At 63.3% G+C, this 24,288-nt stretch carries 17 protein-coding genes and 1 pseudogene; 12 read left to right on the top strand and 6 right to left on the bottom strand.

Annotated features, from left to right (window positions below; translation table 11 throughout):
• The first annotated feature begins 22 nt into the window (after positions 1-22).
• The 8 genes from ISS99_RS17890 (at position 23) to ISS99_RS17855 (ending at position 7,810) form a co-directional block, all read left to right on the top strand.
• Positions 23-1,438: an NfeD family protein gene (locus ISS99_RS17890; protein WP_306482326.1), complete on the top strand. Its 1,416-nt coding sequence runs from the start codon at positions 23-25 to the stop codon at positions 1,436-1,438.
• The gene (locus ISS99_RS17885) at positions 1,435-2,178 is read left to right on the top strand and encodes a slipin family protein (protein WP_204632974.1); all 744 of its coding nucleotides are present in this window, start codon (positions 1,435-1,437) and stop codon (positions 2,176-2,178) included. The genes ISS99_RS17890 and ISS99_RS17885 overlap by 4 nt, the downstream gene beginning before the upstream one ends.
• A 99-nt stretch (positions 2,179-2,277) precedes the next feature.
• Positions 2,278-2,436, top strand: a complete 159-nt coding sequence (locus ISS99_RS17880) for a hypothetical protein (protein ID WP_204632973.1) — start codon at positions 2,278-2,280, stop codon at positions 2,434-2,436.
• A gap of 77 nt (positions 2,437-2,513) precedes the next feature.
• Complete coding sequence (gene folC / locus ISS99_RS17875) at positions 2,514-3,785, top strand: bifunctional tetrahydrofolate synthase/dihydrofolate synthase (RefSeq protein WP_284343700.1); 1,272 nt, start codon at positions 2,514-2,516, stop codon at positions 3,783-3,785.
• A gap of 86 nt (positions 3,786-3,871) precedes the next feature.
• Complete coding sequence (locus tag ISS99_RS17870) at positions 3,872-4,816, top strand: SPOR domain-containing protein (RefSeq protein WP_204632972.1); 945 nt, start codon at positions 3,872-3,874, stop codon at positions 4,814-4,816.
• A gap of 22 nt (positions 4,817-4,838) precedes the next feature.
• The gene (locus tag ISS99_RS17865; protein WP_204632971.1) at positions 4,839-5,438 is read left to right on the top strand and encodes a CvpA family protein; all 600 of its coding nucleotides are present in this window, start codon (positions 4,839-4,841) and stop codon (positions 5,436-5,438) included.
• A 20-nt stretch (positions 5,439-5,458) separates the two neighbouring features.
• Entirely contained in the window at positions 5,459-6,934 is a 1,476-nt protein-coding gene (gene purF, locus ISS99_RS17860; RefSeq protein WP_204632970.1) for an amidophosphoribosyltransferase, read from the top strand.
• A gap of 66 nt (positions 6,935-7,000) precedes the next feature.
• Positions 7,001-7,810, top strand: a complete 810-nt coding sequence (locus ISS99_RS17855; RefSeq protein WP_204632969.1) for a ferritin-like domain-containing protein — start codon at positions 7,001-7,003, stop codon at positions 7,808-7,810.
• 21 nt (positions 7,811-7,831) lie between these two features.
• Here the strand turns inward: ISS99_RS17855 and ISS99_RS17850 are convergent, their stop codons facing one another.
• The 3 genes from ISS99_RS17850 to ISS99_RS17840 form a co-directional block, all read right to left on the bottom strand.
• The gene (locus tag ISS99_RS17850) at positions 7,832-8,596 is read right to left on the bottom strand and encodes a class I SAM-dependent methyltransferase (RefSeq protein WP_239538165.1); all 765 of its coding nucleotides are present in this window, start codon (positions 8,594-8,596) and stop codon (positions 7,832-7,834) included.
• Between the two features lie 156 nt (positions 8,597-8,752).
• Positions 8,753-9,622 carry a transporter family protein gene (locus ISS99_RS17845; protein ID WP_204632968.1) on the bottom strand — a complete coding sequence of 290 codons (870 nt, stop codon included), beginning with the start codon at positions 9,620-9,622 and terminating at the stop codon, positions 8,753-8,755.
• Positions 9,623-9,744: 122 nt separating this feature from the next.
• Positions 9,745-10,329 (bottom strand): hypothetical protein, encoded by a 585-nt coding sequence (locus tag ISS99_RS17840; protein WP_204632967.1) that lies wholly within the window; start codon positions 10,327-10,329, stop codon positions 9,745-9,747.
• A gap of 116 nt (positions 10,330-10,445) precedes the next feature.
• Between ISS99_RS17840 and pdxR the strand changes: the two genes are divergently transcribed.
• A complete protein-coding gene (gene pdxR, locus ISS99_RS17835) occupies positions 10,446-11,924 on the top strand; it encodes a MocR-like pyridoxine biosynthesis transcription factor PdxR (protein ID WP_204632966.1) in 1,479 nt (492 codons plus the stop codon).
• 70 nt (positions 11,925-11,994) lie between these two features.
• Here the strand turns inward: pdxR and ISS99_RS17830 are convergent, their stop codons facing one another.
• Positions 11,995-12,501 (bottom strand): hypothetical protein, encoded by a 507-nt coding sequence (locus ISS99_RS17830; protein ID WP_204632965.1) that lies wholly within the window; start codon positions 12,499-12,501, stop codon positions 11,995-11,997.
• 496 nt (positions 12,502-12,997) lie between these two features.
• Here ISS99_RS17830 and ISS99_RS17825 point away from each other — a divergent pair, with 496 nt between their 5' ends.
• Together ISS99_RS17825 and ISS99_RS17820 are read left to right on the top strand one after the other, a co-directional pair.
• Positions 12,998-13,885, top strand: coding sequence for a DUF5672 family protein (locus ISS99_RS17825; protein ID WP_204632964.1), 888 nt, complete (start codon positions 12,998-13,000; stop codon positions 13,883-13,885).
• Positions 13,886-14,428: 543 nt separating this feature from the next.
• Positions 14,429-14,608, top strand: a pseudogene (locus ISS99_RS17820) (transposase); the annotation flags it as partial.
• A 186-nt stretch (positions 14,609-14,794) separates the two neighbouring features.
• On the opposite strand, the gene ISS99_RS17815 reads toward ISS99_RS17820, so the two are convergent.
• Both ISS99_RS17815 and ISS99_RS17810 read right to left on the bottom strand, forming a co-directional pair.
• Positions 14,795-16,465 (bottom strand): ShlB/FhaC/HecB family hemolysin secretion/activation protein, encoded by a 1,671-nt coding sequence (locus ISS99_RS17815; RefSeq protein ID WP_204632963.1) that lies wholly within the window; start codon positions 16,463-16,465, stop codon positions 14,795-14,797.
• 44 nt (positions 16,466-16,509) lie between these two features.
• Positions 16,510-22,644, bottom strand: coding sequence for an MBG domain-containing protein (locus ISS99_RS17810; protein ID WP_204632962.1), 6,135 nt, complete (start codon positions 22,642-22,644; stop codon positions 16,510-16,512).
• Positions 22,645-23,250: 606 nt separating this feature from the next.
• Here ISS99_RS17810 and ISS99_RS17805 point away from each other — a divergent pair.
• Entirely contained in the window at positions 23,251-24,282 is a 1,032-nt protein-coding gene (locus ISS99_RS17805) for a helix-turn-helix domain-containing protein (RefSeq protein ID WP_204632961.1), read from the top strand.
• Positions 24,283-24,288 lie beyond the last annotated feature (6 nt).

The following is a 24,288-nucleotide window of genomic DNA, read 5'->3' as shown; positions in this document are numbered from 1 at the left end:
TGTCGGCCGGGAGGCCTGTGTCATGTCACGGCGAGGATGGATCGTCTGGAGCGTTGCCGCGCTTGCGGTAATGACATTGGCGTGGGTGTCGCCCACGGTCGAAGCGCCCGTCGTTTCCAGCGCGCCGTTCGTTGCGCGCATCGAATTGAACGGGCCGATCGGTCCGGCTGCGGCGGAATATGTGCAGGGTGCCATCCGCCGGGCAAGCGACGACGGGGCGAAGGCGATCGTGCTTCAGCTCGACACGCCGGGCGGCTTGATCGAATCCATGCGCGGCATCGTGGCGGCCATTCTGGCCGCCAAGGTACCGGTACTCGGCTATGTTGCGCCGGCTGGCGCGCGGGCCGCCTCTGCGGGTACCTACATTTTGTATGCCTGCCCGTTGGCTGCGATGGCGCCGGCCACCCACCTGGGCGCTGCAACGCCGGTGGATTTGGGTGGCGGTACGCCCATGCCGTCACCGCTTGGCCATGCCGCGCCTGCTTCGGGTTCGACGAACAGGCCTGCGCCAAGTGTTGTGCCGGCCGGCGATGCGGAAGCCAACAAGGTGCTCAACGATGCGATCGCGACCATCCGTTCGCTGGCGCAGATGCATGGGCGCAACGCGGCATGGGCGGAGGAATCCGTGCGCGGCGCCGCCACGCTGACCGCCAGCGAAGCGGCGGCCCAGCACGTGATCGACTTCGTTGCTGCCGATCCGCAAGCCTTGCTGGCGCAAGCCGATGGACGCGTCGTGCGAGTAAACGATGCGACGGTAACACTGGCCGTGCGCGATTTGCCGATCCGCGATTATCCGCCCAATTGGCGTGCGCGCTTCCTGGGCGTCATTACCAATCCGACCATTGCATACGTCTTGCTGCTGGCGGGTGTCTATGGCTTGATCATCGAGGCGTTTCATCCCGGCAGCTTCTTTCCCGGCGTTACCGGCGGAATCTGTCTGTTGATCGGCCTGTACGCACTGCAATTGCTGCCGGTGAGTTATGCCGGCCTGATCCTGATGGCGCTGGGCGTCGCGCTGCTCATGGCGGAAGCTTTCATGCCTACGGCGGGTGTGTTGGGCATCGGTGGCGTGATTGCCTTCGTGCTCGGTTCGATCATGCTGTTCCGCACCGACGTACCCGGCTATACGGTGAATCTTGGCGTGATTGCCGGTATCGCCTGTTGTGCCGTAGTGATACTCGGGTTGTTGTTGCGCCTGGTCATGCGCGCGCGCCGTGCACGCGCTTTCAACGGCAATGAGCAGATGCTGCAAAGTACGGGCGAACTGCTCGATGCCATAGCGGCTGGCGGGCAGGGCTGGGCGCGCTTCGGTGGCGAACGCTGGCGCGTGCAATGCGAGGCGGCGCTTCCCGCCGGCGCTCCGGTACGCGTCGTCAGTCGCCACGGTTTGCTGTTGCAGGTGGCGGCAATGCGTATGGGCCAAGGAGAATCCTCATGATGGGCTTTGCTGGCGTCGTCGTATTGATCGTGATTGCGCTGCTTTTTTCGTCGATCAAGGTATTGCCTGAATATCAACGCGGCGTCGTGCTCACGCTGGGGCGGTATACCGGCACCAAGGGGCCGGGCCTGGTGGTGCTGGTGCCCATGGTGCAGCGGATGACGCGGGTGGACCTGCGCGTGACGGTCATGGATGTGCCGCCGCAGGATGTGATTTCGCGCGACAACGTATCGGTGCGCGTCAATGCAGTGGTGTATTTCCGGGTGGTGGAGCCGGACAAGTCGGTGCTGCAGGTGTCCGACTTTTTCCAGGCCACCAGCCAGCTCTCGCAGACTCGCCTGCGCTCGGTGCTCGGCCAGCACGAGCTGGATGAGATCCTGTCCCAGCGCGACTCGATCAATCACAGCCTGCAACAGATTCTGGACGAGGCCACCGACCCCTGGGGCATCAAGGTCACCAACGTCGAGATCAAGGATGTCGATCTCAACGACACCATGGTGCGCGCCATCGCCCGCCAGGCCGAGGCTGAACGCGAACGCCGGGCAAAGGTGATTCACGCCGAAGGCGAACTGCAAGCCGCGGAAAAGCTGCGCGATGCCGCCGGCATGCTTGCCCAGCAGCCGCAGGCTCTGCAGCTGAGGTACCTGCAAACCCTGGCCAGCATGTCCAGCAGCGGGCAATCCAGCACCATCGTGTTCCCGCTGCCGCTGGATCTGCTGAAGCCTTTGCTGGATAAGTGACGCTTGTCAGATGCGAAGGATGACGCCTGCGCCTGCCGCCCCGGAGGCTATCGGACGATGATTTCTCCCGCACCACCAAGGGTGCGGGAGGACAAAGCCATGAACGCCGTAAACGACACTCGCAGCACGTTCGAAAAATACCTGCCGCTGTTGGCTGGCGTGCTGATCGCTTTCCTGGCCGGCAAGGCGCTGAAGCGCATTTTCTGGACCTTGTTCGCCATGTATTGGGCCGTGCACGCCTCGGGGATGCATTTCTAAAGAAGACGGCATTTCCAAAGGATTGTGCGACGGGCTTGATGCCCGTATGGTGCGCGGGCCTGAATCGGGAGTCTCGCGTGAAACCAAGCACCCTTGCCGAATGGTTGGATTACCAGCAGCGCGTCCACGCGCTAGGTGTCGACCTGGGCTTGGAACGGGTACACGCCGTATGGGAAAGCATGAATGCCCCCAGGATCGCCCGCCACGTCATCACGGTGGGCGGCACCAATGGCAAAGGCTCCACGGTCGCCTTCCTGGAGGCGATGTTGACGGCGGCGGGGCAGAAGGTGGGTTGCTATACCTCGCCGCACCTCATCCGCTACAACGAACGCATCCGCATCGGCGGCGTCGACGCCGACGATGCGGAACTGATCGAAAGCTTCGAGCGCATCGAATTCGCTCGTGGCGAGATCCCCTTGACCTATTTCGAATTCGGCACGCTCGCCGCGTTCGATCTGTTTGCGCGTGCGGATCTCGATGTCGCCGTGCTGGAAGTAGGGCTTGGCGGGCGCCTGGATGCGGTCAACCTGATCGACGCCGAGGCGGTGATTGTGACCACGGTGGATCTCGACCACGTGGAGTGGCTCGGGCCGGATCGCGACAGCATTGGGCGGGAGAAGGCGGGCATCGCCCGCCGCGGCCGGCCGGCTATCGTCGGCGAGCTGCTTCCGCCAGCTGGCTTGCTGCAAGCGCTGTCTTCGCACGGGGCTGCGGTGGAACAGGCGGGGCTGGATTTTCACGTCGAACGCACCTCGCCAGGCTGGCGATGGCAGCATCGCGACGGCACGGCATTGAACCTCCCCGATCCCGAGCTTGCCGCACCGGTGCAATACGCGAATGCGTCGGCGGCCATCGCCGCGCTGCATGCGCTTGATCTGCTCGACCCGACCGAGCTTGAGCGCGTCGCGGCAGCCGGCATGCACCTGCCTCGTGCGCCGGCACGCTTGCAGTTCCTGGGCGGCGATCCGGCCTTGATCGTCGATGTGGGTCACAACCCGCAGGCGGCACGGGCCTTGGCCGAGTGGCTGGATGCTCAGCCTGGCCGGCGGGTGCATGCCGTGTACGGCGCACTTTCCGACAAGGATGTCGGGGGGGTGATGACGGCGTTGGGGACACGCATCGCACATTGGCACCTGGCCAGCCTGGAACAGGACACGCCGCGCGGATTGCCCGCTTCGGTGCTGGCGGGCGTGCTGCACCAGGTGTTGCCGCGGGCCGCCTGCGATACGCATCCCAACGTACAGCACGCACTTGCCGCCGCACGTGCCAGTGCCAGGCATGGCGACCGCATCCTGGCATTCGGATCTTTTTTCGTCGCGGCGGCCGTGCTTGAGGAATCGGCTGGCTGAACTTCTGGCCTATTTCCGTCATGTAGGGCGACCGGGACAGGTATAATCGCCGCCGTCACGCACAAGCTGGTTGTCTGGAGTCCATCTTGAATACCCGTCTGTTGGGAGCTGCCGTCCTCGTTGCTCTGGCCATACTGTTCGTGCCGATGATGTTCTCCAGCAAGCCGCCGTCGACCAGCGCCGCTACGGATCAATCGGTCAGCCTGGCCATTCCTGCCGCTCCCGACCGCGATCTGCAGACCAAGACCGTCAGCCTCACCGGCCAACCCGCCGCGGCAGGCAGCACGGTCGCACCCGCGACCACGGCAGCCCCCACTGCCAGCGGCATGTCCGCGGTAAATACAGCCAGCCAGCCTGCGCCGGCCTCGACCGCCCCGCTGATCCCGGCGCCAGCGCCGCAGCCTGTCATTCCCGCCACGCCTCCGAAAGCGGTCGCCGCGGCCAGCCGTCCTGTCATTGCGCCGCCGCCGACCACTCCGGCACCGGCGCTGCCGCCGGCCACGGCCGCGCGCGGCATCTACAGTATCAACCTCAGCGCCTACGCGCCGGATGGCGCCAATCGCCTCTCACAGCGGGTGCGCAGCCTGGGTTATCCGGTTCGCAGCGAGTCGATCCAGCGTGCCGGCAAAAGCCTGACCCTGGTCAGCGCGGGCCCGTTCGAGACCCGTGCCGCGGCGGAAGCCGCACGCCTGAAGATCGTGCAGACGGTGCCCGGCGTGCCGGCCCGGCTGGAAAGCGGCGCCACCACGCCCCAGGGCGACGTGCCTGCGCCTGCGGCTGGCAGTCCGGCGCGGGCCGGCGGCTGGGCGGTGCAGGTTGCCGCCATGGGCAGTCAGGCTGACGCGGTGGCGCTGCGGGACAAGTTGCGCGCCAGCGGGTTTGACGGTTTCGTAGATTCGGTCAACGCCGGCGGCAAAAAACTCTGGCGCGTGCGTGCGGGCCCGCAAACGCAGCGCAGCGATGCGGTGAGCCTGCGCGACCAGATCAAGACCAAGCTTGGGCTCGACGGCAACGTCGTCAGCGCCAACTGAGCTGCCGGACGAGCCCCAGGGGATGAACGCGGTCGACCTGATCATCATCGCGATACTGGGGCTTTCGGTCCTTGTGGGACTGTGGCGCGGCCTCATATCCGAGGTACTGGCGCTGGTCACCTGGGTGGCGGCGTTCTGGGTGGCATGGCGGTATGGTCCGATGGTGTCGGCCCATTTCGACCGGAGCGTCGAAAATCCGATACTGCGGCTGCTGATCGGCTACGGCATCTGTTTCATCGCCGTACTGATTGTCGGCGCACTGCTGCGGTTTGTTCTGCATCAGTTGGTGGATGGTACCGGCCTGGGCGGCACGGATCGCCTGCTCGGTATGATTTTCGGTTTTGCGCGCGGTGTATTGCTGGTGACGCTGGTGGTTTTTCTGGTGAACCTCACGTCATTCGCGCGTGAGCCGATGTGGCAACAATCGAGTTTGCTGCCGCAGTTCCAGGGCATGGCCGCCTGGCTCGAGCAGGAGATGCCGCCCAATGTGCGTGAGCACCTGCGGCCAGGCAATCTCCCGGAGCATCTGCAAAATCTGCAAAACGTGCTGCCGGCCGGATTGCCGCCCCACGAATCGAATTCTCCGGCTGCAGCTTCGAGCGCGGCCGGCGCAAGGCATTAACAGTAACGGGTAGCAACACCATGTGCGGAATCATCGGTATTGTCGGCACCACTGAGGTGGCATCGGCGCTTTATGACGGACTGACCGTCTTGCAGCATCGCGGGCAGGATGCAGCGGGCATTGCCACCGTGGATGGCGCGCGGCTGCGGCTGCACAAGGACAACGGCCTGGTGCGCGACGTGTTCAACCAGGCCTCGATGAGTCGCCTGCGCGGCCGCATCGGCATCGGCCATTGCCGTTATCCCACCGCCGGTTCGGAAGGGTCTTCCGAATCGCAGCCGTTCTATGTGAATTCGCCGTACGGCATTGCCTTCGCGCACAACGGCAACCTGGTGAACACCGAAACCTTGCGCCGCGAGATGTTCGAGGACGATCGCCGGCACATCAACACCGATTCGGATTCCGAAGTGCTGCTCAACGTGCTTGCGCACGAACTGCAGATCCAGGACCGCATGGCGCTGACGCCGGATCACATCTTCAAGGCGGTTGCCGGCGTGCACGCGCGTGCGCGCGGCGGCTACGCCTGCCTGGCCTTGCTGCTGGGTTACGGTTTGCTGGCATTCCGCGATCCCAACGGCATTCGCCCGCTGGTCCTGGGCGAGCGCATCACGCCGGAAGGCCGCGAATACGCCGTCACTTCCGAATCGGTGGCACTGGATATCCTCGGCTTCAAGCGCCTGCGCGACGTGGCGCCGGGCGAAGCGGTGTTCATCACCGACGACGGGCAGTTGCATACCCGCATGTGTGCCGACGCTGCCGTGCACGCACCGTGTATCTTCGAATACGTATACCTGGCCCGTCCCGATTCGATGATCGAGAATGTGTCGGTGTACAAGGCGCGTTTGCGCATGGGCCAGAAGCTGGCCGAAAAAATTCTGCGCGAACGCCCGGACCATGGCATCGAGGCTGTCATCCCGATTCCCGATACTGCGCGCACCGCAGCCAGCGCGCTAGCCGAGGCGCTGGGTGTGCCGTTCCGCGAAGGCTTCGTTAAAAATCGCTACATCGGCCGCACCTTCATCATGCCGGGGCAGGGCGAACGCGTGAAGTCGGTGCGCCGCAAGCTCAATCCGGTGGAGCTGGAATTCCGCAAGAAGAACGTGCTGCTGGTGGACGATTCCATCGTGCGTGGCACCACTTCGCGCCAGATCATCCAGATGGCGCGCGATGCCGGTGCCAGAAACGTGTTTTTCGCTTCGGCCGCGCCGCCGGTGCGCTATCCCAATGTCTACGGCATCGACATGCCGGCAGCTTCCGAACTGGTGGCCGCCGGCCACACCGTCGGTGAAGTGGAGAAGATGCTGGGCGCCGACTGGCTGATCTACCAGGATCTGCACGATCTGGTCTGGGCCGTGCAGGATGGCAATGAAAACCTGAAGCATTTCGATACGTCGTGCTTCAGCGGCGAATACGTGACCGGCCTGGATCAGCATTATCTGCAGCAGATCGAGATGCTGCGCTCGGATGATGCCAAGGCTGCACGCCGCAGCGCTTGATCTTCGCTTTTCCCCTCTCCCTTCGGGGAGAGGGCAGGGTGCGGGGCCGCTCTCGCGATAACTTCCATGACCGACCTCCACACCGCCGCCAAACGCTGCCTGGACGCCTGCGATCCCGCCGAAAAACTGCGCCTGACGCATGCCACCTGGGCGCTGCTGCAAGCAGGCGAGCTGCATCCCGATCCCGGCTCACCAGCATCCGAAACGATCGGCGCTCCCGGCCGCCCAGAACGTCCGCAACTCGTTCCGCAACGCCAGGTTCCACACCGCGGTCTCGGCACGCCCGAAGGCCGCGCTGCACTGGTGCACGCGGTAGCGCACATCGAATTCAACGCCATCAACTTGGCGTGGGACGCGGTCTACCGTTTCCGCGGCATGCCCGCCGACTACTACCGCGACTGGGCCAGTTGCGCCAACGACGAAGCCCGTCACTTCGCCTTGCTATCCGACCGGCTGGCCGAACTCGGCCACGCCTACGGCGATTTCGACGCGCACAACGGACTGTGGGAAATGGCCGAGAAGACCGCCCATCACGATACCGCGCGCATGGCACTCGTACCGCGCGTGCTGGAGGCGCGCGGGCTCGATGTCACTCCCGGCATGATTGAACGCCTGCGTGCCGTCGGCGATGAGCGGACCGTTGAGATATTGCACGTGATCCTGCGCGAGGAAGTCGCGCACGTCGCAGCCGGCACGCGCTGGTTCCGCTGGTGCTGCGAACGCGATCGCCTCGATCCGCGCGAGACCTTTCTCGACTTGTTGCGCGATTACATGGGGCGCAATCTGCGCGGGCCGTTCAATCGTCCCGCGCGACTGGAAGCAGGTTTTGACGAAGAAGAACTGGACCGGCTCACCGCGCTGGCCGCCGCGCTTTGATAGCCTTGGCGGCAGCCGGGTTCACAGCGGCTTGCGGAACTTGTAGATGAACTTGTCCGTGTGGCCTTTGATCGACGGGTCGAAGATCGCCTTGGTGTGGTCGTCCGCGGGATTGCTCAACACGTCGCTTTCGCCCACGAATTCGAAGCCGGCTGCAGTGACTTCCGCCTTCACGGCGGCCGGATCGATGCGATGCAGGCTGTCGGTCTTGGACGTACCCGTTCCAGCCGCAGCGGCGTGATCAAGCACGATATAAACGCCGCCCGGTTTCAATGCGTCGTAGATCGCCTTGTTAATACGTGCCATATCCGGCGAGCCCATGAACGGATCGTGCAGATCGTGGTAATTCTGCGAGGTCCAGACCATATCCACGCCCTTGGGCAGATTCAGTTGCGCAATCGGCGGCACCGTGACCGTCACGTTGGGATAGATCGAGGTGCCCGCAAAGCTGCGCAGTTTGGGCAGATTCTTCGGCGCGGCCTTGTCCATCTCGATCGGCTGCACGGCATATACGGCACCGTTGGTGCCCACCACCTTGCTGAACAGGCGCGTGTAATAGCCCGCTCCCGGCATCAGGTCGACCACCTTCCAGCCGCGCGTGATGCCGGTGAAATTCAAGACTTCGACTGGTTTGCGCTCAGCATCCTGTGCCCGTTGATCGGCAGGCCGATTCGGATCGGCCACGGCAAGCGCGGTATAGGAAGGGAGTGCCGGTACGGCGTTGGCGGGCACGCCGGCCAGGACGACCAGCGCAAAAGTGGCAGCAAACAGACCGTGGAGCTTCATCGGGGACCTCCTTAACCGTGGCAATGCAGATTGGCGTTCCGGGCGTATCGGGCGCGTGAGTGTCGGAGGCCTTCCTGGTGAACAAAGGAGTGCTGCCAACGCTGAAAATCGACCATCTTGCGCTGCGCGAGTTCAGCCGGGATCAAAGATTTTTGGTCAATAGACGTAGTTGACTGCCACGGCTGGCGTCACCGTATCGACCGAATGGTGACCGCCGAACGTGACACGCGTGCCGAGCAGCACGCCGATCGCCGACGACCAGTTGTATTCGACTGCCGGCGCCAATCCAAAGGCCGAGCTGGAGCCGGAATTCAGCCGCATATTTTGTGGGTAGGGAATGGCGCCGGCCGGATCAACCAGTTGTTCGCCCGCCGTGAGCGTGTTGGCATCGTGGCTGTAGGTAGCGTCGAGCGCCAGCACCCATCGTTCGGTAAGGCTGTATTCGAATGACAAATCGGCGAACGACGCGTTGCCGGGTTTGACATTGCCCTGGAAGTTCTGGCCGGTACCGTACACGCTCACGCCTTGAACGCGTGCGTGATTGGAAAACGCCTCCGATACATCGAAGCGCATGCGCAAAATGCGGCCATTCGGCAGCCAGAAATACATTTGTGAGTTGATCGCCAACGTGGTGGTGTAGGTGCCGCTGCCCAGGCCGTCGGCAGGGCGATCGCCCAGTTGATCGTACTTGCCGGTGGGCAGGGTTTCCTGCAGTTGAATGGCTGTCGTGGGGATCCACTTGCCCGGCTGGAATTCCGTCAGCCGGTATTGCGCTTGCAAGGTGATGTCGCCAACACCGACGCTGGAACTGCTCGGTCCGTTGCCGAGGCGGTTGTAGCCGAAGACGGGAATCAGCCCGACCGAGAGCCGGTTGGCCAGGCCATAAAGGATGTAGGTGCGCGAGCCGAAGCTGTCGGTATTCGGGCTGCGCACATCGTAGAGATAGGGCTCGAACAAAAAGTGTCCCGGCGGCAGGGTTTCGGCTGAATTGGCCAGCATCGGCCCCGTCCACCACGCATCGCTCATCGATTCCTCGGTGACCGAAGCGGGCGGCGTCGCTGGCGCTGTCTGCGCGAAAGCGGGGAATGACCACACGAGGCAGCCATGCAGACTCAGCAGACTTGCGATACCAGCGCGCCGCCTCGCATTCATCGCGAGATACGCGTCAGGTTGGCGACGAAGTTCGGTTCCCAGGTTTTGCCGTGGTCATCCGAATACGCTATCTCGAAGCGTTGCGAGTCGGGTTTGATGTCCGACCATGCGTTGCGGACCAGGATCGTGCGGCCGTTAAAGGGTTCCTGGTCGATCAGCTCGCCACGTCCGTCCTTGAACTCGCCGATCGCCGGCGTTTCCAGCGTGCCATCGCTTGTACTGGCAAAGGTCTGGCTCCATTGGTGCGATTGCGGGTTGTACAGAAACAGCGTCAACCCCTGCAAATGCCCACTGGGGCCACTGGCGTCGATTTCTTCCAGTTCCGCCTTGCCATCCATGATCTTGCGCACCGTTACCGTGCCATCGAGTTCGGTCCAGTCGTGGGAGCCGGAGAGCGGATGCTGGAGTGTCTTGATGTGCGTGCGCCAGGTGCCGACGTGGAAATCGAAATCGTGCGAGCCGTCGCGATAGCTGGGAGCGGCGGGCTTATTGCCAGTCTGGGCGTCGGTGGGGAGGCTGACGCAGGTCGTTCCTGCCATCGCCAATGCCGCGCACAAAAGAACCTTGCGAAAGCTCGTCATCGCAGAACCTCCTGAAAGCGGCCAGGGCGCCGCCTGCGATAAAAGTTAGGCCGGTCAGTGGTTGGCGAAAATAGCCACTTCGGTATGATTGGGCATGACCACTTTGGAGTTGCCACGTGAAACGGATCTCTGCTGGTTTCCTTCCGCCGGTCGTGCTCGATGCTGCTGGCAGCACGCCGATGTACGACCAATTGTCCGAATGGTTCCGGCGGGCCATCGTTGACGGCCGCCTGCGCCCCGGGCAGCGGGTGCCCTCCACGCGCAGTCTCGCCAAGGAGCTGAAGATTTCGCGCGTGCCGGTGCTCAGCGCTTATGAGCAACTGTATGCAGAGGGGTATCTGGAGACCTTCGTCGGAGCCGGGACCTGCGTGGCGCGTTCGATACCCGGCCAGGCTACCAAAACGGCCGGTGCCGCGGAGCGCCAGCCGCCAGTCGAGGTCACGCCATCCGCACCAAGAAAAATCGCCCGGCGCGTCGCCGGCATGCGCGGCCTCGTACAGACCTGGGCAAATAACCACGGGGCATTCCGGGTCGGGCTGCCGGCCATCGATCACTTTCCGATGACGGTCTGGTCCAAGCTCATCCAGCACCACGTACGCAAACCGCCGATCGAACACCTGGTGTACAGCGGTTCCATGGGATATCTGCCTCTGCGCGAGGCCATTGCGGAATACCTCGGCACGGTGCGCAGCGTGCGCTGCGATGCCTCGCAGATACTCATCACGACCGGCTCCCAGCAAGGCCTGCAGATTTGCGCGCATGCTCTGCTGGATGCAAACGATCGGGTGTGGATCGAAGACCCTGGGTACCCTGGAGCTCGCCAGGCGCTGCGAACGATGGGTGCGGAGATCGTTCCGGTGCCGGTCGATGAAGACGGCCTGATCGTGGAGGAGGGGATTCGTCTTTGCCGCAACGCACAGGCTGCCTATATTTCCCCTTCGCATCAATTTCCGCTTGGCGTCACCATGAGCGCCGCGCGACGCATGCAACTGCTCAACTGGGCTTCGCACAGCGGCGCCTGGATCATCGAAGACGACTACGACAGCGAGTTCCGTTTCGGCGGCCGTCCGCTTGCATCTCTGCAAGGCATGGATGCCGACGATCGGGTGGTTTATGTCGGCACCTTCAGCAAGGTGATGTTTCCGGCTTTGCGAGTGGGTTACGTGGTGGTGCCCAGGGATCTCGTTGCCGCCTTCGCCACGGTTCGGGATGCCCTCGATACGTTTTCTTCCACGCTTTATCAGGTGGCGCTCACCGACTTCATCCGCCAAGGACATTTCGCCAGGCACATACGCCGCATGCGCGCGCTGTACCTGGAGCGGCGGTCGGCTTTGCTGCAGGCCATCGACCAATACGTGGGCGACCGGCTCGACGTGATCGGCACCCAGGCGGGCATGCAATTGGCGGCCTTGCTCCCAGCGGGCGCAGATGATGTGGCGGTGTCGATCAAGGCAAAAGAGCAGGGTATTTCAGCCAGGCCGCTGTCCCAGTGCTATGTTGAGTCGCCTGGGAGAAGCGGCCTCATCCTTGGGTATTCCGGGGCGAATGTGCACGAGCTCCGCGAAGGTGTGCGCAAGCTCAGTACGTGCATTTAGAGTCGTCGATGGCCTTTCGCCATCGACGGCTGAACCGGTATCCGAGTTCCTTCCCTGTGATGGGTTTTCTTTATTGCCTGGGCTTTCTTTGCCAGGCGGGCGGCTCGTTGCGAATGTCCTTGTCTGTCATGCGCAATGCGCGAAGCTGGCCCCAGTAAGTGATGCCATGATCAAAAAGCAGGGCTTGCCCGTGTGCGGGATTTTCTTTCGCCAGGATCAAGGGCTTTTCGGTCTTCAGTAAATAAAGGAATTGGTTTTCATACGTAAAGCCGGCTTTCTTGTCGTCTTTGACGAGAACGGATTGCGGCATGGGGTCGAAATCGTCGGGGAAGCGCACCTCGACGAAATAGAAGAATTTTTCGAAATTGCCCTTTGAGACCTGAGTGAACAAGTTGCCGCCCAATTCTTCGAGGCCTAGATATTGGGCGTCGAAAAAAGGATCCAGCGAGCCAAAGTAAATGCCCTTTCCAAAATGAGTGTGCTCTTTTCCTTCTTGTGTCGAAGGAATGAGCATCATGGACTGAATGATCTTTTCGTAGCTCTCTTTGGTCGTGTAGTGATAGAGGTGTAGTGGCATGACGCGTTATTCCCTTGGGTCGTCCGTTTTGCTTCCTGGGTGTGCTGCCGCGCCCTGGGTCGAGCACAGGCAGTCATCGCCATCTCGTCAATCCAACGATGCGGCAGATGAAAGCCCGGTGAAAATCGGCACGCATGGATCGCGAATGGACAGTTCATTGTGCAGCTTGTGATTTCGCTCACGCCCGTCACCTCGTTGAAATAGTCACGGATGCAGGTCCCTGGGCAGCCTGGGCATTGGCGGCCGGGATTGATGGCGCGTGCCCGGGGGCAAAGAAGGGAGACGAGCAGATCCTGGCATCTTGAGCTTTTGGCCGGCCGATCCCTAAACCCGCTTGCCGAGCCGGCGTGACGTGGTTTCCAGGCGTTCGAATCGCACGGGAAGGGGGCGTGATTCGCAAATTGATACTGCGGTCGCGCTGGCCGCGGTGTTGCTCGTGACGGGTTGCATGGCTTTTTTGCAATAGGAGGCTGCTTCAAGACCGATGCCGGCGTGTATGCCCTGCGAAGACCCTGTACGATGCGGCCACGCGCTGAGGGATGAACGCCTCGCGTTTTCCGGTGAGCCCGAAGGTTACGATATGAAGAATGCGGTGGTTGTCGTTCCCGTCTACAAGACCGACCTCAACGACAATGAACTGTTATCGCTGAAGCGCTCGCTGCAGGTGCTGGCGAACCATCCTTTTGCCATTGCATGTCCCGAAGGCCTGGATCTTGGCCCGCTGCTGCCTCTTTTCGAGTCAGTCGACTATGCCGTGCGGCGTTTCCATCCCGATTTTTTCAAAGGACTTTCCGGCTACAACCAGTTGATGTTGTCGGAGGTTTTTTATCAGGCCTTCCAGAATTACGCATACATCCTGATCTGCCAGATGGATGTTTTCGTTTTCGAAGACAAGCTCGATGACTGGTGTGGGAAGGGTTACGACTATATCGGTGCGCCGTGGATGGCATCCAGGCAGACCTTTTTGAATCGTCTGTTCCTGCGTATCAACAACGCGTTCAAGAAGCGCAAAAAGAATACTGAACACTATTTCAAAGTGGGCAACGGCGGCTTTTCCTTGCGCAAAACCGAAACGATGCTGCGCGCCGTGCGTTGCCGCAAGGAGAAGTTGGACGGCGCGTCGCCGGAACTTGCCCGCTGGCATCCGCAGAATCTGTATATCGAAGACCTGTATTTTTCATTGGTCGCACCCACGCTGACCCACGTGAGCATTCCCGGATACGTTGAGGCGGTGGATTTTTGCGTCGACCGCAAGCCCGAGGCGGCCATAAAACTCAATTGCGGCCAACTGCCCTTCGCCTGCCACCGCTTTTACGATCCCAAGGTCGGTGCGTTCTGGCGACCGATCATTAGCAAGTATGCGGCCGGCCCGAGCGGCAGCTGAGCTGGCTTCGCGCCGTTCGATTTCGGCGTTCAGCGACTGCCGGCCAACAAAAAGGCCGGCGCAAGGCTGGCTTTTTCACAAAGCATTGGTCGGGGAGACAGGATTTGAACCTGCGACTTCTACGTCCAGCAACCTGTATACCTTGGGCTTATCGATAGCCCCGTCAAATTGACAGGGGGCAATCTGGCAGGGGAGCCCCTGACACCTGTGACAGGAGCCCCCTGTTACGGGTGTCACCGCATAGAACCACCATTACTAACCATCACCCATAATCCCCAAAGCCCGGTCAATGCCGCGCTACGTGGTGTGCGGCCACGTGGGTACTACACCCCTACAGGCTTGGTTGCGCGAGGCGCTTTTGGGGCCGCTAGTGAAGCCAAAAGCGGGTTTGGCGGGGAGGAGTGAGGTGAGTCGCTGGGAGTGTCCAGCGCAGCCCGCGGGAGCGGGCTGGGTGAGGCGTGCGGCGTCACCGACAGCAAAAGGGCGTATCCGCAGGGGCTTCGCCCCCACGCCCCCGCATGGCCAGGCGCGGTCAAGCACACTGAACACGTGAAAGCCGCCGTACGTTCCAAGGTGGAGCATCCGTTCCGCGTGGTGAAGCGGCAGTTCGGCTACCGGAAAGTGCGCTTCAAGGGGCTGCTCAAGAACAAAGCCAAGATACTGACGCTGTTCGCGCTATCGAATCTGTGGATGGCACGACGAACGTTGCTGGCCTCGACAGGCGGGTGCGCCTGTGAGGCAGAAAATCGAGGTGATTCGGGGTGCATCGACACGGCGGTGGCGGCGACCCACCTTCAAGGTCGCCCTTGTTTTCGTGGTAAGTTCAGCGCTTTCTCGCGGACGTCTGGATGGCTATTTCGAAATCAATAAATCAGAGCATCCCTAGTGCCAAATGAAGTTTCGCAATGCTCAAAAAGCCCTGACTACGTGTAACCATGCCCGCGCGGAGCTGCGCTTGCCGAGCAATGCGGGTGTGGCACCCACCGGCGTGGCCAGTTGCACCTGCGCCTGCCAATGGCGGGTGCCGACCCAGCTGAAGCCGATGCCGGCGCTATCGAGGTCGAATTGATTGCGGCTGGTGGTCCACGGGGAGGCATTAACGCTCAGGCTGCCATGGTCGACAAAAAGGCTTCCTTCGCAGTGGTCGGCACAGTTCCAGTCGAGGTCGTGGCGCAGTTCGATCGTGCCGAGCCAGCCGCTGGCGCCGGCGATGCTGGAGACGTCGTAGCCGCGCACGCTGTTCGGTCCGCCCAGCAAAAATTGTTCGGAGGAGTCGAGGTTGCGGTTGCTGTGCTGGCCGCCGAAGCTGACGTAGAGGCGGGTGGCGACGCTGAGGTTTTGCAGGCGGGCGAGACTGGCGTTCCAATGGGTGTAGCTACCTTGCGTGCGTGCGGTGGCAGCGTCGGCGGCCGCTGCCGCAGCGTCGTCGAAGCCGAGCCGGCCGTGGCCGACGCTGAGGCTGGCGCTGGTCAGGCCGCCACCGGCCCAGTCGTCGCCGTGCTGGCCGACGAGGCTGGCGGTCCAGTCGTTGCTGTGACGATCGTTGCGCAGGGCGGTGGTGTCGATGCGGTCGCTAAGCTGTTTGCGATCGAATTGCAGACGGACGTCCAGACGGCTGTTGCGCGTGCGCGCCAGCGGTTGCGCCAGCCACAGGCTGGAAACTCGCGCGGTGCCGTGCGCGTCCAGTGCATCGAGCGGGCCGCCCAGCGCATAGGCCAGCATCGAATACGCCGCGCCGAGGAGGGTGCCGTGACCGTTCAAGGTGAATTGATAGCCCAGTCGGCCGTAGCGCATGCCATCGCCGGAGGTGAGCGTATCCAGGCTGAGCTGGTCGCCGTGGTGCATCGGATTGTTGATGTCGAGATAGGCTCCCACGCGCAGGCGGCCGGTATAGCGGCTGCCTGCGGTGTCGGCGACCAGTTGGCCTTGCAGGGTGGGTTCGGCGTCGGCGTGCACGTCGAGGGTCGAGGTGCCGGCCTGTGTGCCCGGGCGCAGGGTGGCGTGGGGATTCACTCCGGGCAGATCGCCGAGCAGCAGCAGGCTGTTGTCGAGCGTGGCCTGGGTGACCGGCGCGCCGGAGCGTAGCGGCGCCAGCGTGGCGCGCAGCAGGCCGTCGCCGATGTGGCTGCGGTTGTCCAGTGTGATCTGGTCGTAGCGCGCCTCGACGATCTGCAGGCGCACGGTACCGTCGCTCAAGGTCTGCGCTGGCACGATCGCGCGGGCCAGCGGGTAGCCGTGGGCGTGGTAGTAGTCGGTGATGCGTTGGGCCAGTGCGTTGAGCTGGGTCAGGGTCTGTGTCTTGCCTTCGCCGTCGGCGACCAGCGCATGCAGGGTGGCGCTGTCGAAAGCGGTATTGCCTTCCAACTGCAACCGCGTCACTGCGAACGCCGTGGCGTCGTTCGTGGCGGCGGTGGTCGGCGATTCGATCGTCAGGCCGGGTTCGACAGGGGGTTTCTCCGTCGGTTTCGCCGGTACCTGCTGCAGGATCTCGCCGCTGTTGGGGATCGTCTGCGCCGGCGTGGTCAGTGGCAGGGCGAACAGCGCCAGCGCGAGCGGGGCGAGGCGGAGCGATGACGGCATGCGGCGATCCTTGAACGGGTTGTGCGGCGTGTGGCTCACGTGGTTCACGGCAGGCGCACCCCGCCGTTGACGATGTGCACATCCGGGGCATACGGCGCACGGGGCTTGCCGCTGTCGTCCGATTGCTGCAGCCCTGCGACGGTGCTGACGACAAGGCGTGGCGCACTGCCGTCGATCACTTGCAGCGCGGTGGCGTTGCTCGATGCCTGCACGAACACGTAGTTGTGCGCCGACAAGCCGCTGCCGTCGATGGCATACGCTCCGGCCGGGCTGGTCGCGGTGGCCGGCGTCTGCCATGCCAGTGTGCCGTCGGTGGCCGCGTCCAACGTATCGCCACCGACCAGCCCGGTCACGACGCCGCTCAAATCGCCCGGCATCTGTCCGATCTTGAAATGGGCGGTATCCGCACGGTATGTCAATGTCGCGGGGGTGATGTCGGCGGTCGTGGTCGCGCTGGTGTTGAAGCTGTAGTTGCCGGCGTCGATACCCGTGGCGGTGATGCCGCTGACGCTGACCGCCTTGCTAGTGCCGACATTCTTGTCGGCGAAGGCGCCGGTGCCGCGGAAGGCTACAGTGTCGCCGGTCAGGATGCCGCTGCTAGCCAGATTCACCGCGTCGACGGTGGTGCCGTCGTAGACGCGGTTGGTGCCAGTGGCATCGACGGTGATGCTGAGCGGGCTGATGTCGGCCGTCGTGTTCGCCGTGGTGTTGAAGCTGTAGTTGCCTGCATCGGCACCGCTGGCGGCGATGCCGCTGACGCTGACCGCCTTGCCGGTGCCGACATTCTTGTCGGCGAAGGCGCCGGTGCCGCTGAAGATCACCGTGTCACCGGCAAGGATGCCGGTGCTGGCCAGTTTCACCGCATCGGCGGTGGTGCCGTCGTAGACGCGGTTGGTGCCGGTGGCATCGACGGTGATGCTACGCGCGGTGATGGTGCTGCTGGTGTTGTCGACGTAGGTGACGGCATAGTTGCGGCCGCCGTTGCCATCGCTCACGGTGACGCCGTTGACGGTTACGTGCTTGCCAGTGCCGACGTTCTTGTCGGTGAAGGCGAAATTGCCGCCGCTGAGGGTGTCGCTGCCGAACAGCGTGCCGCCGCTCACTACCGCTGTGCCGATCGCGCTCAGGCCGCCATCGTAGGTTTTACTGACGTTGCTGCTGCTGATTTCCAGCGTGGCCTGATCCACCGTGAGGTTGCCGTTCTTGTAGGTGATGGCGTAGTTGCCGGCGGTGAGTCCGTCAGGAGTGATCGTGTAGCCGCCCGCGTTGATCGCTCCCTGCGAGTCGCCGGTATAGCCGAGCGTGCCGCCGAGTACCGAAGAGGTCTCGCCGTTGACGAAGCCGCTATAGGTGACGCCGTGGCCGCCCGCGTAAGCGAGGCCGTCGTAAGTCTTGCTGTCGTTGTTGGCTGTGATTGTCAGCGTGGCCGGGCTCACCGTCAGTGCGGTGGCGTTGCCTGCCGCTTGCGTGAACGTGTAGTTGCCGTCGTTCGCGGTCAAGCCGTTGCCGTCGATGGCGTAGTTGCCGACGTTGCTGGTGGCTGTGGCGCCGGTGGTGAAACTGGCCGTGCCAGTCGTGGCGTTGGCCAGGGTCTGGCCGTTGACGAAGCCCGTCACGGTGCCGGTCAATCCACTCGGCGTGCTGCCGTAGGTGCTGCTGGCCGATGTTGCCTGATAGGTCAGCGTGGCCGGGCTCACCGTCAGTGCGGTGGCGTTGCCTGCCGCTTGCGTGAACGTGTAGTTGCCGTCGTTCGCGGTCAAGCCGTTGCCGTCGATGGCGTAGTTGCCGACGTTGCTGGTGGCCGTGGCGCCGGTGGTGAAACTGGCCGTGCCGGTCGTGGCGTTGGCCAGGGTCTGGCCGTTGACGAAGCCCGTCACGGTGCCAGTCAATCCACTCGGCGTGCTGCCGTAGGTGCTGCTGGCCGATGTTGCCTGATAGGTCAGCGTGGCTGGGCTCACCGTCAGTGCGGTGGCGTTGCCTGCCGCTTGCGTGAACGTGTAGTTGCCGTCGTTCGCGGTCAAGCCGCTGCCATCGATGGCGTAGTTGCCGACGTTGCTGTTGGCTGTGGCGCCGGTGGTGAAACTGGCCGTGCCGGTCGTGGCGTTGGCCAGGGTCTGGCCGTTGACGAAGCCCGTCACGGTGCCGGTCAATCCACTCGGCGTGCTGCCGTAGGTGCTGCTGGCCGATGTGGCCTGATAGGTCAGGAGGGCTGGGGCGATGATCAGCGTGCCCGGCGTGAACTCGATGTCGTAACCCATCTGGCGGGAATACAGGTTGGCAGCCAGCGCGTAGCTGCCGGCGTTGGTCGCCGGGGTGCTGGTACTGGCGTTGGCGTCGCCCAGAATCAGGCTCGTATCCACGTTGTTCGACGGCAGCCAGTAGCCCGGCGTCAGCGTGCCGAAGATCAAGTTGCTGCTGCCAGCAAAGGCGGTGCCGTTGTAGATCGTGCCGAGATTCATGGCGGTGACCGTCAGGCCTACCATGAAGGTACGCAACAACGGCGCGGTGTCACCCGCGTAGATACGCCAGGTCGCGGAGCTGCCGCCGATTGCACTGATATCCATGCCCCAGGCCGCAAAACTGGCAGGGTCCATCATCTGCGCGGTGGTCAGGCCGGTGCCACCGGCGCTGGTGGATTGGCCTGTGGTTTGTGTGTCCCAGTAACTGTCGATGATGGTGTTGCCGGCCCCGACCCCGACCAATCCACCGAAATAGCTGCCGCCGCCGCTGACCGCCCCGGTGGCATAGGTGTTTGCGATCGTGCCGCCCGCGTCGAGGTAGCCAACCAAGCCGCCGACGTAGATGCTGCCGTTTACCGCTCCGGTGGCATAGGCGTTTGTGATCGCCCCAAGGTTGTCTCCGGCCAGGCCACCGACATACTCGCTGCCGTATACCGCTCCGGTGGCATAGGCGTTTGTGATCGTGCCTCCCGCGTCGTTGTAGCCAGCCAAGCCGCCATAATAGACGTCGTTGGCGCCGCTACTGTCGACCTCCCCTGTGGCATAGGTGTTCGTGATCGTGCCGCCGTTGTCTCCGACCAGACCGCCGACATAGCCTCCGCCGCTGACCGAACTGGTGACATAAGCCCGACTGATCGTGCCGTTGTTGTAGCCGACCAGGCCGCCGACGTAATTCTGGCCCGTAATCGATCCGCCGAGCAGACCGAGGTTGCGGATCGTGCTGCCGTTGCCGGTGATGCCGAACAGACCGACATAATTGGTGAGTGGTCGATTGATAGTCAGGTTGTCGATGGTGTGGCCAAGGCCATCAAAGACGCCGGTGAACGGTGCGCCTGGGCCGCCAATCGGCGTGAAGCCGTTGTCGAAGTGGGGCTTGCCGTTGGCGTCAAACTCCACGCCCTCCCATCCGAGCGTGGCGCTGGCGTCAATGTCGTTGCCAAGCACATAACGACCGGTGAGGCCGGTGCTCACGGCTTGCAACTGGTTCACATCCAGGATGACGGTGTAAAGGTTGGGCTGGTTGGTGCGCGTCACGGCGCCTATGGGCAGGTCATTGGTGTTGAATACCTGATTGCCGGACATGCCCAGCAGATATGGCGTGGTCTGGTTGCTTACGTTGCCCCAGCTGGCGGCCGTGAAACCTCCAGGCAGCGCTGCGATCAGTGCCTTGGTAGTCAGCCCCGTGCCGCCACCGATGCCGTCGTTGCCGCTGGTGGACTGACCGGTGGTTTCCGTGTCCCAGTAGCTATTGGTGATCGCGCCAGCAGAATTGGCCCCATCGAGTCCTCCGACGAAATTGCCGCTGCCGCTGACCGCACCAGTGGCATAGGCTTGGTCGGTCGTGCCGCCGTTGTCTCCGACCAGACCTCCGACGAAACTGCCGCTGCCGGTGCCGCTGACCGCACCGGTGGCATAGGCTTGGCTGATCGGGGCTGCAATGTTGTATCCGAGCAGGCCGCCGACGTCCTGGCTTCCGCTGACCGTACCGGTCGCATAGGCTTGGCTGATCGGGCCGCCGTCGTTGATCCCGATCAGACCGCCGACATCACCGCCGCTGCTGCTGACCGTAGCGGTCGCATAGGCTTGATTGATCGAGCCGCGGTTGTTGTACCCGATCAGGCCACCGACAGTGCCCGGGCCGCTGACCGCACCGCTGGCATAGGCTTGGCTGATCCGGGCGCTGTCGTTGAATCCGACCAGGCCGCCGGCGTTGGCACCGACGCCGTTGCCGTTGATCGCACCGATGGCGTAGGCCTGACTGATCGTGCCGTAGTTGTACCCGACCAGGCCGCCGACGTCGCTTTCGCCCTCGATCGATATGCCGACCAGGCCGACGTTACGAATCGTAGCCGTGGTGCTGGTGTAACCGAACAGGCCAACATTGTCGGAGCCGGGCAGGTTGATGGTGAGGCCACTGATGGTGTGGCCGAGGCCGTCGAAGGTACCGGCGAACATATTAAAATCGGTAGGGTTGAACTGGTGACCGATCGGCACGAAGCCGGAGCCGATTTGGGAGCCGAAGGCGGAGTTCCCCCAATTGGCCGTGGCGCTGGCGTCGATATTGGCGCCCAGCGCGAAATAGCAAGCGCAGTTGAGGGCGCCGTTGATGCCTTGCAGGTCCGTTCCGGTCGTGCTGCCGGGGGCACCCAGCGTAGTGATGATGGTGTACGGCTGGCCATTGATTTGCAGTGTATTGCTGCTGCCGGTGAAATCCACCCGGCCACCCTGGCCCGGCATGGCATCGACCATGTTGACCTTGACGGTGCCGCCGCCTATCGCCGCATCGCCGCCGTTGGCGGTGCTCGGGTTCAGCGCGAGGCCGGCGCTGCCGGCGGCCGTCATCACGGCGTTGATATCGACATCGTGCGCGGCGGTGAGCGTGAGCGTGTTGGCGCTCCAGGCCACTGCATCGTTGATGATGATGTCGCCGCTGCCGCTGGCGTTGGCGCCTTTGCTGGACAGGATAGTGATATTGCCGCCGAGCAGTTGGCTGGACAGTGTGTTGCCGCTCATGTCGCCACCGCTGACGGCGATGGTGAAATCGTGCGGATCGATCAACCAGGTGCCGCTGTTTCCCGAGGCGGACAGGGTGGAGATCTTTGCGTCGTCGGCTACATGCACGTGGGCCGCCGAGGTTTCGATGAAGCCGCCATCTCCGCCGTTCGGCGCGCTGGCATCCAGCGTGCCGGCCGTCTGCGTGGTGCCCGCTTCCATGCCACCGAGCAGCACGATTTTTCCTGCACGGTTTTCGACCGTCTGCGCCTGGATTGTGCCGGTGTTGTTGACCACGCTGGCCAGCAGGGAATCCTTCGCGCCGGCGCTCATCAGCACCTGGCCGCCATCGGCGACGATCAGCTGCTTGTTCTCGGCCAGCGCGTTCATGGTGCTGGCGTCGATCTGCATGTCGAGCAGATGGTTGCCGTCGAAACTCAAGGTGACCGCGCTGCCGCCGGCCAGCGCCACGCTGCCGGCGGGCACGTGGATCGCCCCCTGATTGGACACGGCGTGGCCGAGCAAGGCCACGTAGCCGCCGGGCGCGGCGGTGATTGTGGCTCGATTGGTCACGCTGCCGCCGCTCGCGCCGGCAAAATGCAGCGTGCCGCGACCCAGCTCGTCGTCGCTGACGTCGAGCGTGCTGGCGACCAGCCCGCCTACGTTGACCTGCGCGCCTTGTCCAAACAGCACGCCGTTGGGATTGATCAGGAACACCTGGCCGTTCGCGTTCAGGTGGCCGAGGATCACGCTGCCGTTGGGGTCGGCGATGCGGTTGACGGCGATCGCCTGCGCGTTGGGCTGTACGAAATTGACCGTATCCTGCGCGCCGATGTTGAAGCTCAACCAGTTTAGCGACAGGTTCTGGCTGTGCTGTTGGATGGTGGTGAGGTGATCGCCGTAGTCGATACTTCCGCTACCAGCGGTGACCTGGCCTTCGGTGGGATGGGCTGAAGAAGCTACCGACGCGATGACCGTTGGCGCGAGCGCAGGGCCCGCGGCGACGATCGCCGCAGTCGGACGGGCGGTATCGATCGCCGTGATGCCGGCCGGTGCGGCAGCGAGGGCCAGCATGGGGAGGCTCAGGGGTAGTGCGGCCCACCAAGCCGAACACGCGCGGCGCGGGGTCAATGTACGCCCTGCCTTGCCGCGACCGCGGGCGAGTTCGGACACGACCAGCCAAGTGCGACGAAGCTGGCTCCAGACCAACCTGTAGATGTGATTCACGCGATTCCCCTGTGGTGCAACGCAGACATCCCCGGCCCAAGCTCTTCGTGGGGAGGCTCGGATTACCGGGTTGGTTAGCGGAGAATTTTGCGCGTGAAAGCACAGGAGACTTGATCGACCGTCTCACTTGAGAAGGGAGGGAATCTCGAATAACAGCAATTTGATCGTCATTCCCGCGAAGGCGCGCTGCTGTCCGGAATAAATCCCGTGGTCAGTGGTTCGCTCAGCTTCACGCCGAACGGGTTCATACGAACAGCCCTGGCCGCCACGGTTCGCCAGTGCAGGCGGATCTTCGTCGCTCGCCGCGTCTGCGTCGACGTGCTTCGGGGGTGTAGCCCCCCAACCGTTGGCTGCAACGCTTCTCTCTTCCTCGGCTGAATTTATTCCGGACAGCAGTGCGCCTTCGCGGGAATGACGATATGGGGGACGAGGTTTTTCGTGGGCAAGACGGCAGGCGGTAGCTAGCCGGCACGCCGGGTCTGGCGCTAGCTCGATCCGCCAGCAAGCCTGGGGCCAGCGCGAGAGGTGGTTACGACAGGCGGCGACAAGAGGGGATAAAAGCGGGCGCACGTCCTGTAGCATGGGCGCGAGCGGAGGGAGCCCGGGATGACCAGTAGCAATACAAGCCATGTCGAAGTAGAGGCAAACGCTTCCGGGCCGATCCACCACCATTTCGGCACATGCGACATCGCACGAACGCAGCAACTGGTGGCGTGGCGCGATCGGACCTCCTCCTATCTCGACATCGCGGTTTCGCACGCGCAGGTGGCCGATGGGTTTCGCGCCACGCTCGACCGTTACCGGATCGATGGCATGACATTTCTCCACGCCTGCACCGACCCGATCACGCAGGCCCGCACGGTGGCGCGCATTTCAACGGACAGCATGCGCGATTATGTTTTCCACGTGCTGGTGGAGGGGGGCATCGAAACCGCGACGGGCCTGTATCCGCGGCGCAAGGCGCGGCAATCCCGGCCGGGCATCCTGGTTCTGGACATGAACCAGCCGATGCGCATGGAGCGGGAGTGCAGGAGCCAGGTCATGGCCTTGTTCCTGCCGCGCGCCGTGGTGGAATCGGTGCTGCCGGATGCGGAATCGTTGCATGGCCGCGTGATCGACTACGGATCGCCCCTGGCGTGCATGTTTCTCGGCGAACTGGAGGCGCTTGCCGGCAGCATCGGCACGATGAGCGGGGCTGAAGCCCGCGGCGCGATGGCCGCGTGCGGGCATCTGATCGTCGGGGCCTTCGCCAGACAGTGCGGCCTGAGTGGCAACGCGCGCGCCGCAGTTCGCGCGACGGTGTTCGGCAGCGTACGACGGTATGTGGAGCAACACCTGCACGAGCCGGAGCTGTCGATGGAAAACATCATCGGCGCGTCGCGACTGTCTCGCGCCACGTTGTACCGCATGTTCGAGCATGAGGGCGGCCTGGTCACCTATATCCGAAACCGCAGGCTGCGCGAGGCCGCGCACGAACTCATCCGATTCCCGCAGGCACCGGTCGTGGAGATCGCCTACGGGCTCGGGTTCAGGAGCGCGGTAGACTTCAATCATGCGTTCCGCCGCGCGTATGACATGCCACCCCGAGACTTCCGCGCCCTGGCCGGCTCGCGCGAAAGCCAGGCATCAGGCCAGTAGTCCGTC

Origin of the sequence: Dyella mobilis, assembly GCF_016904945.1 — a bacterium.
Taxonomy (GTDB): Bacteria; Pseudomonadota; Gammaproteobacteria; order Xanthomonadales; family Rhodanobacteraceae; genus Dyella_B; species Dyella_B mobilis.
The sequence above is the reverse complement of the archived record's forward strand: the minus strand, read 5'-3'. Positions and strand labels throughout refer to the sequence as shown.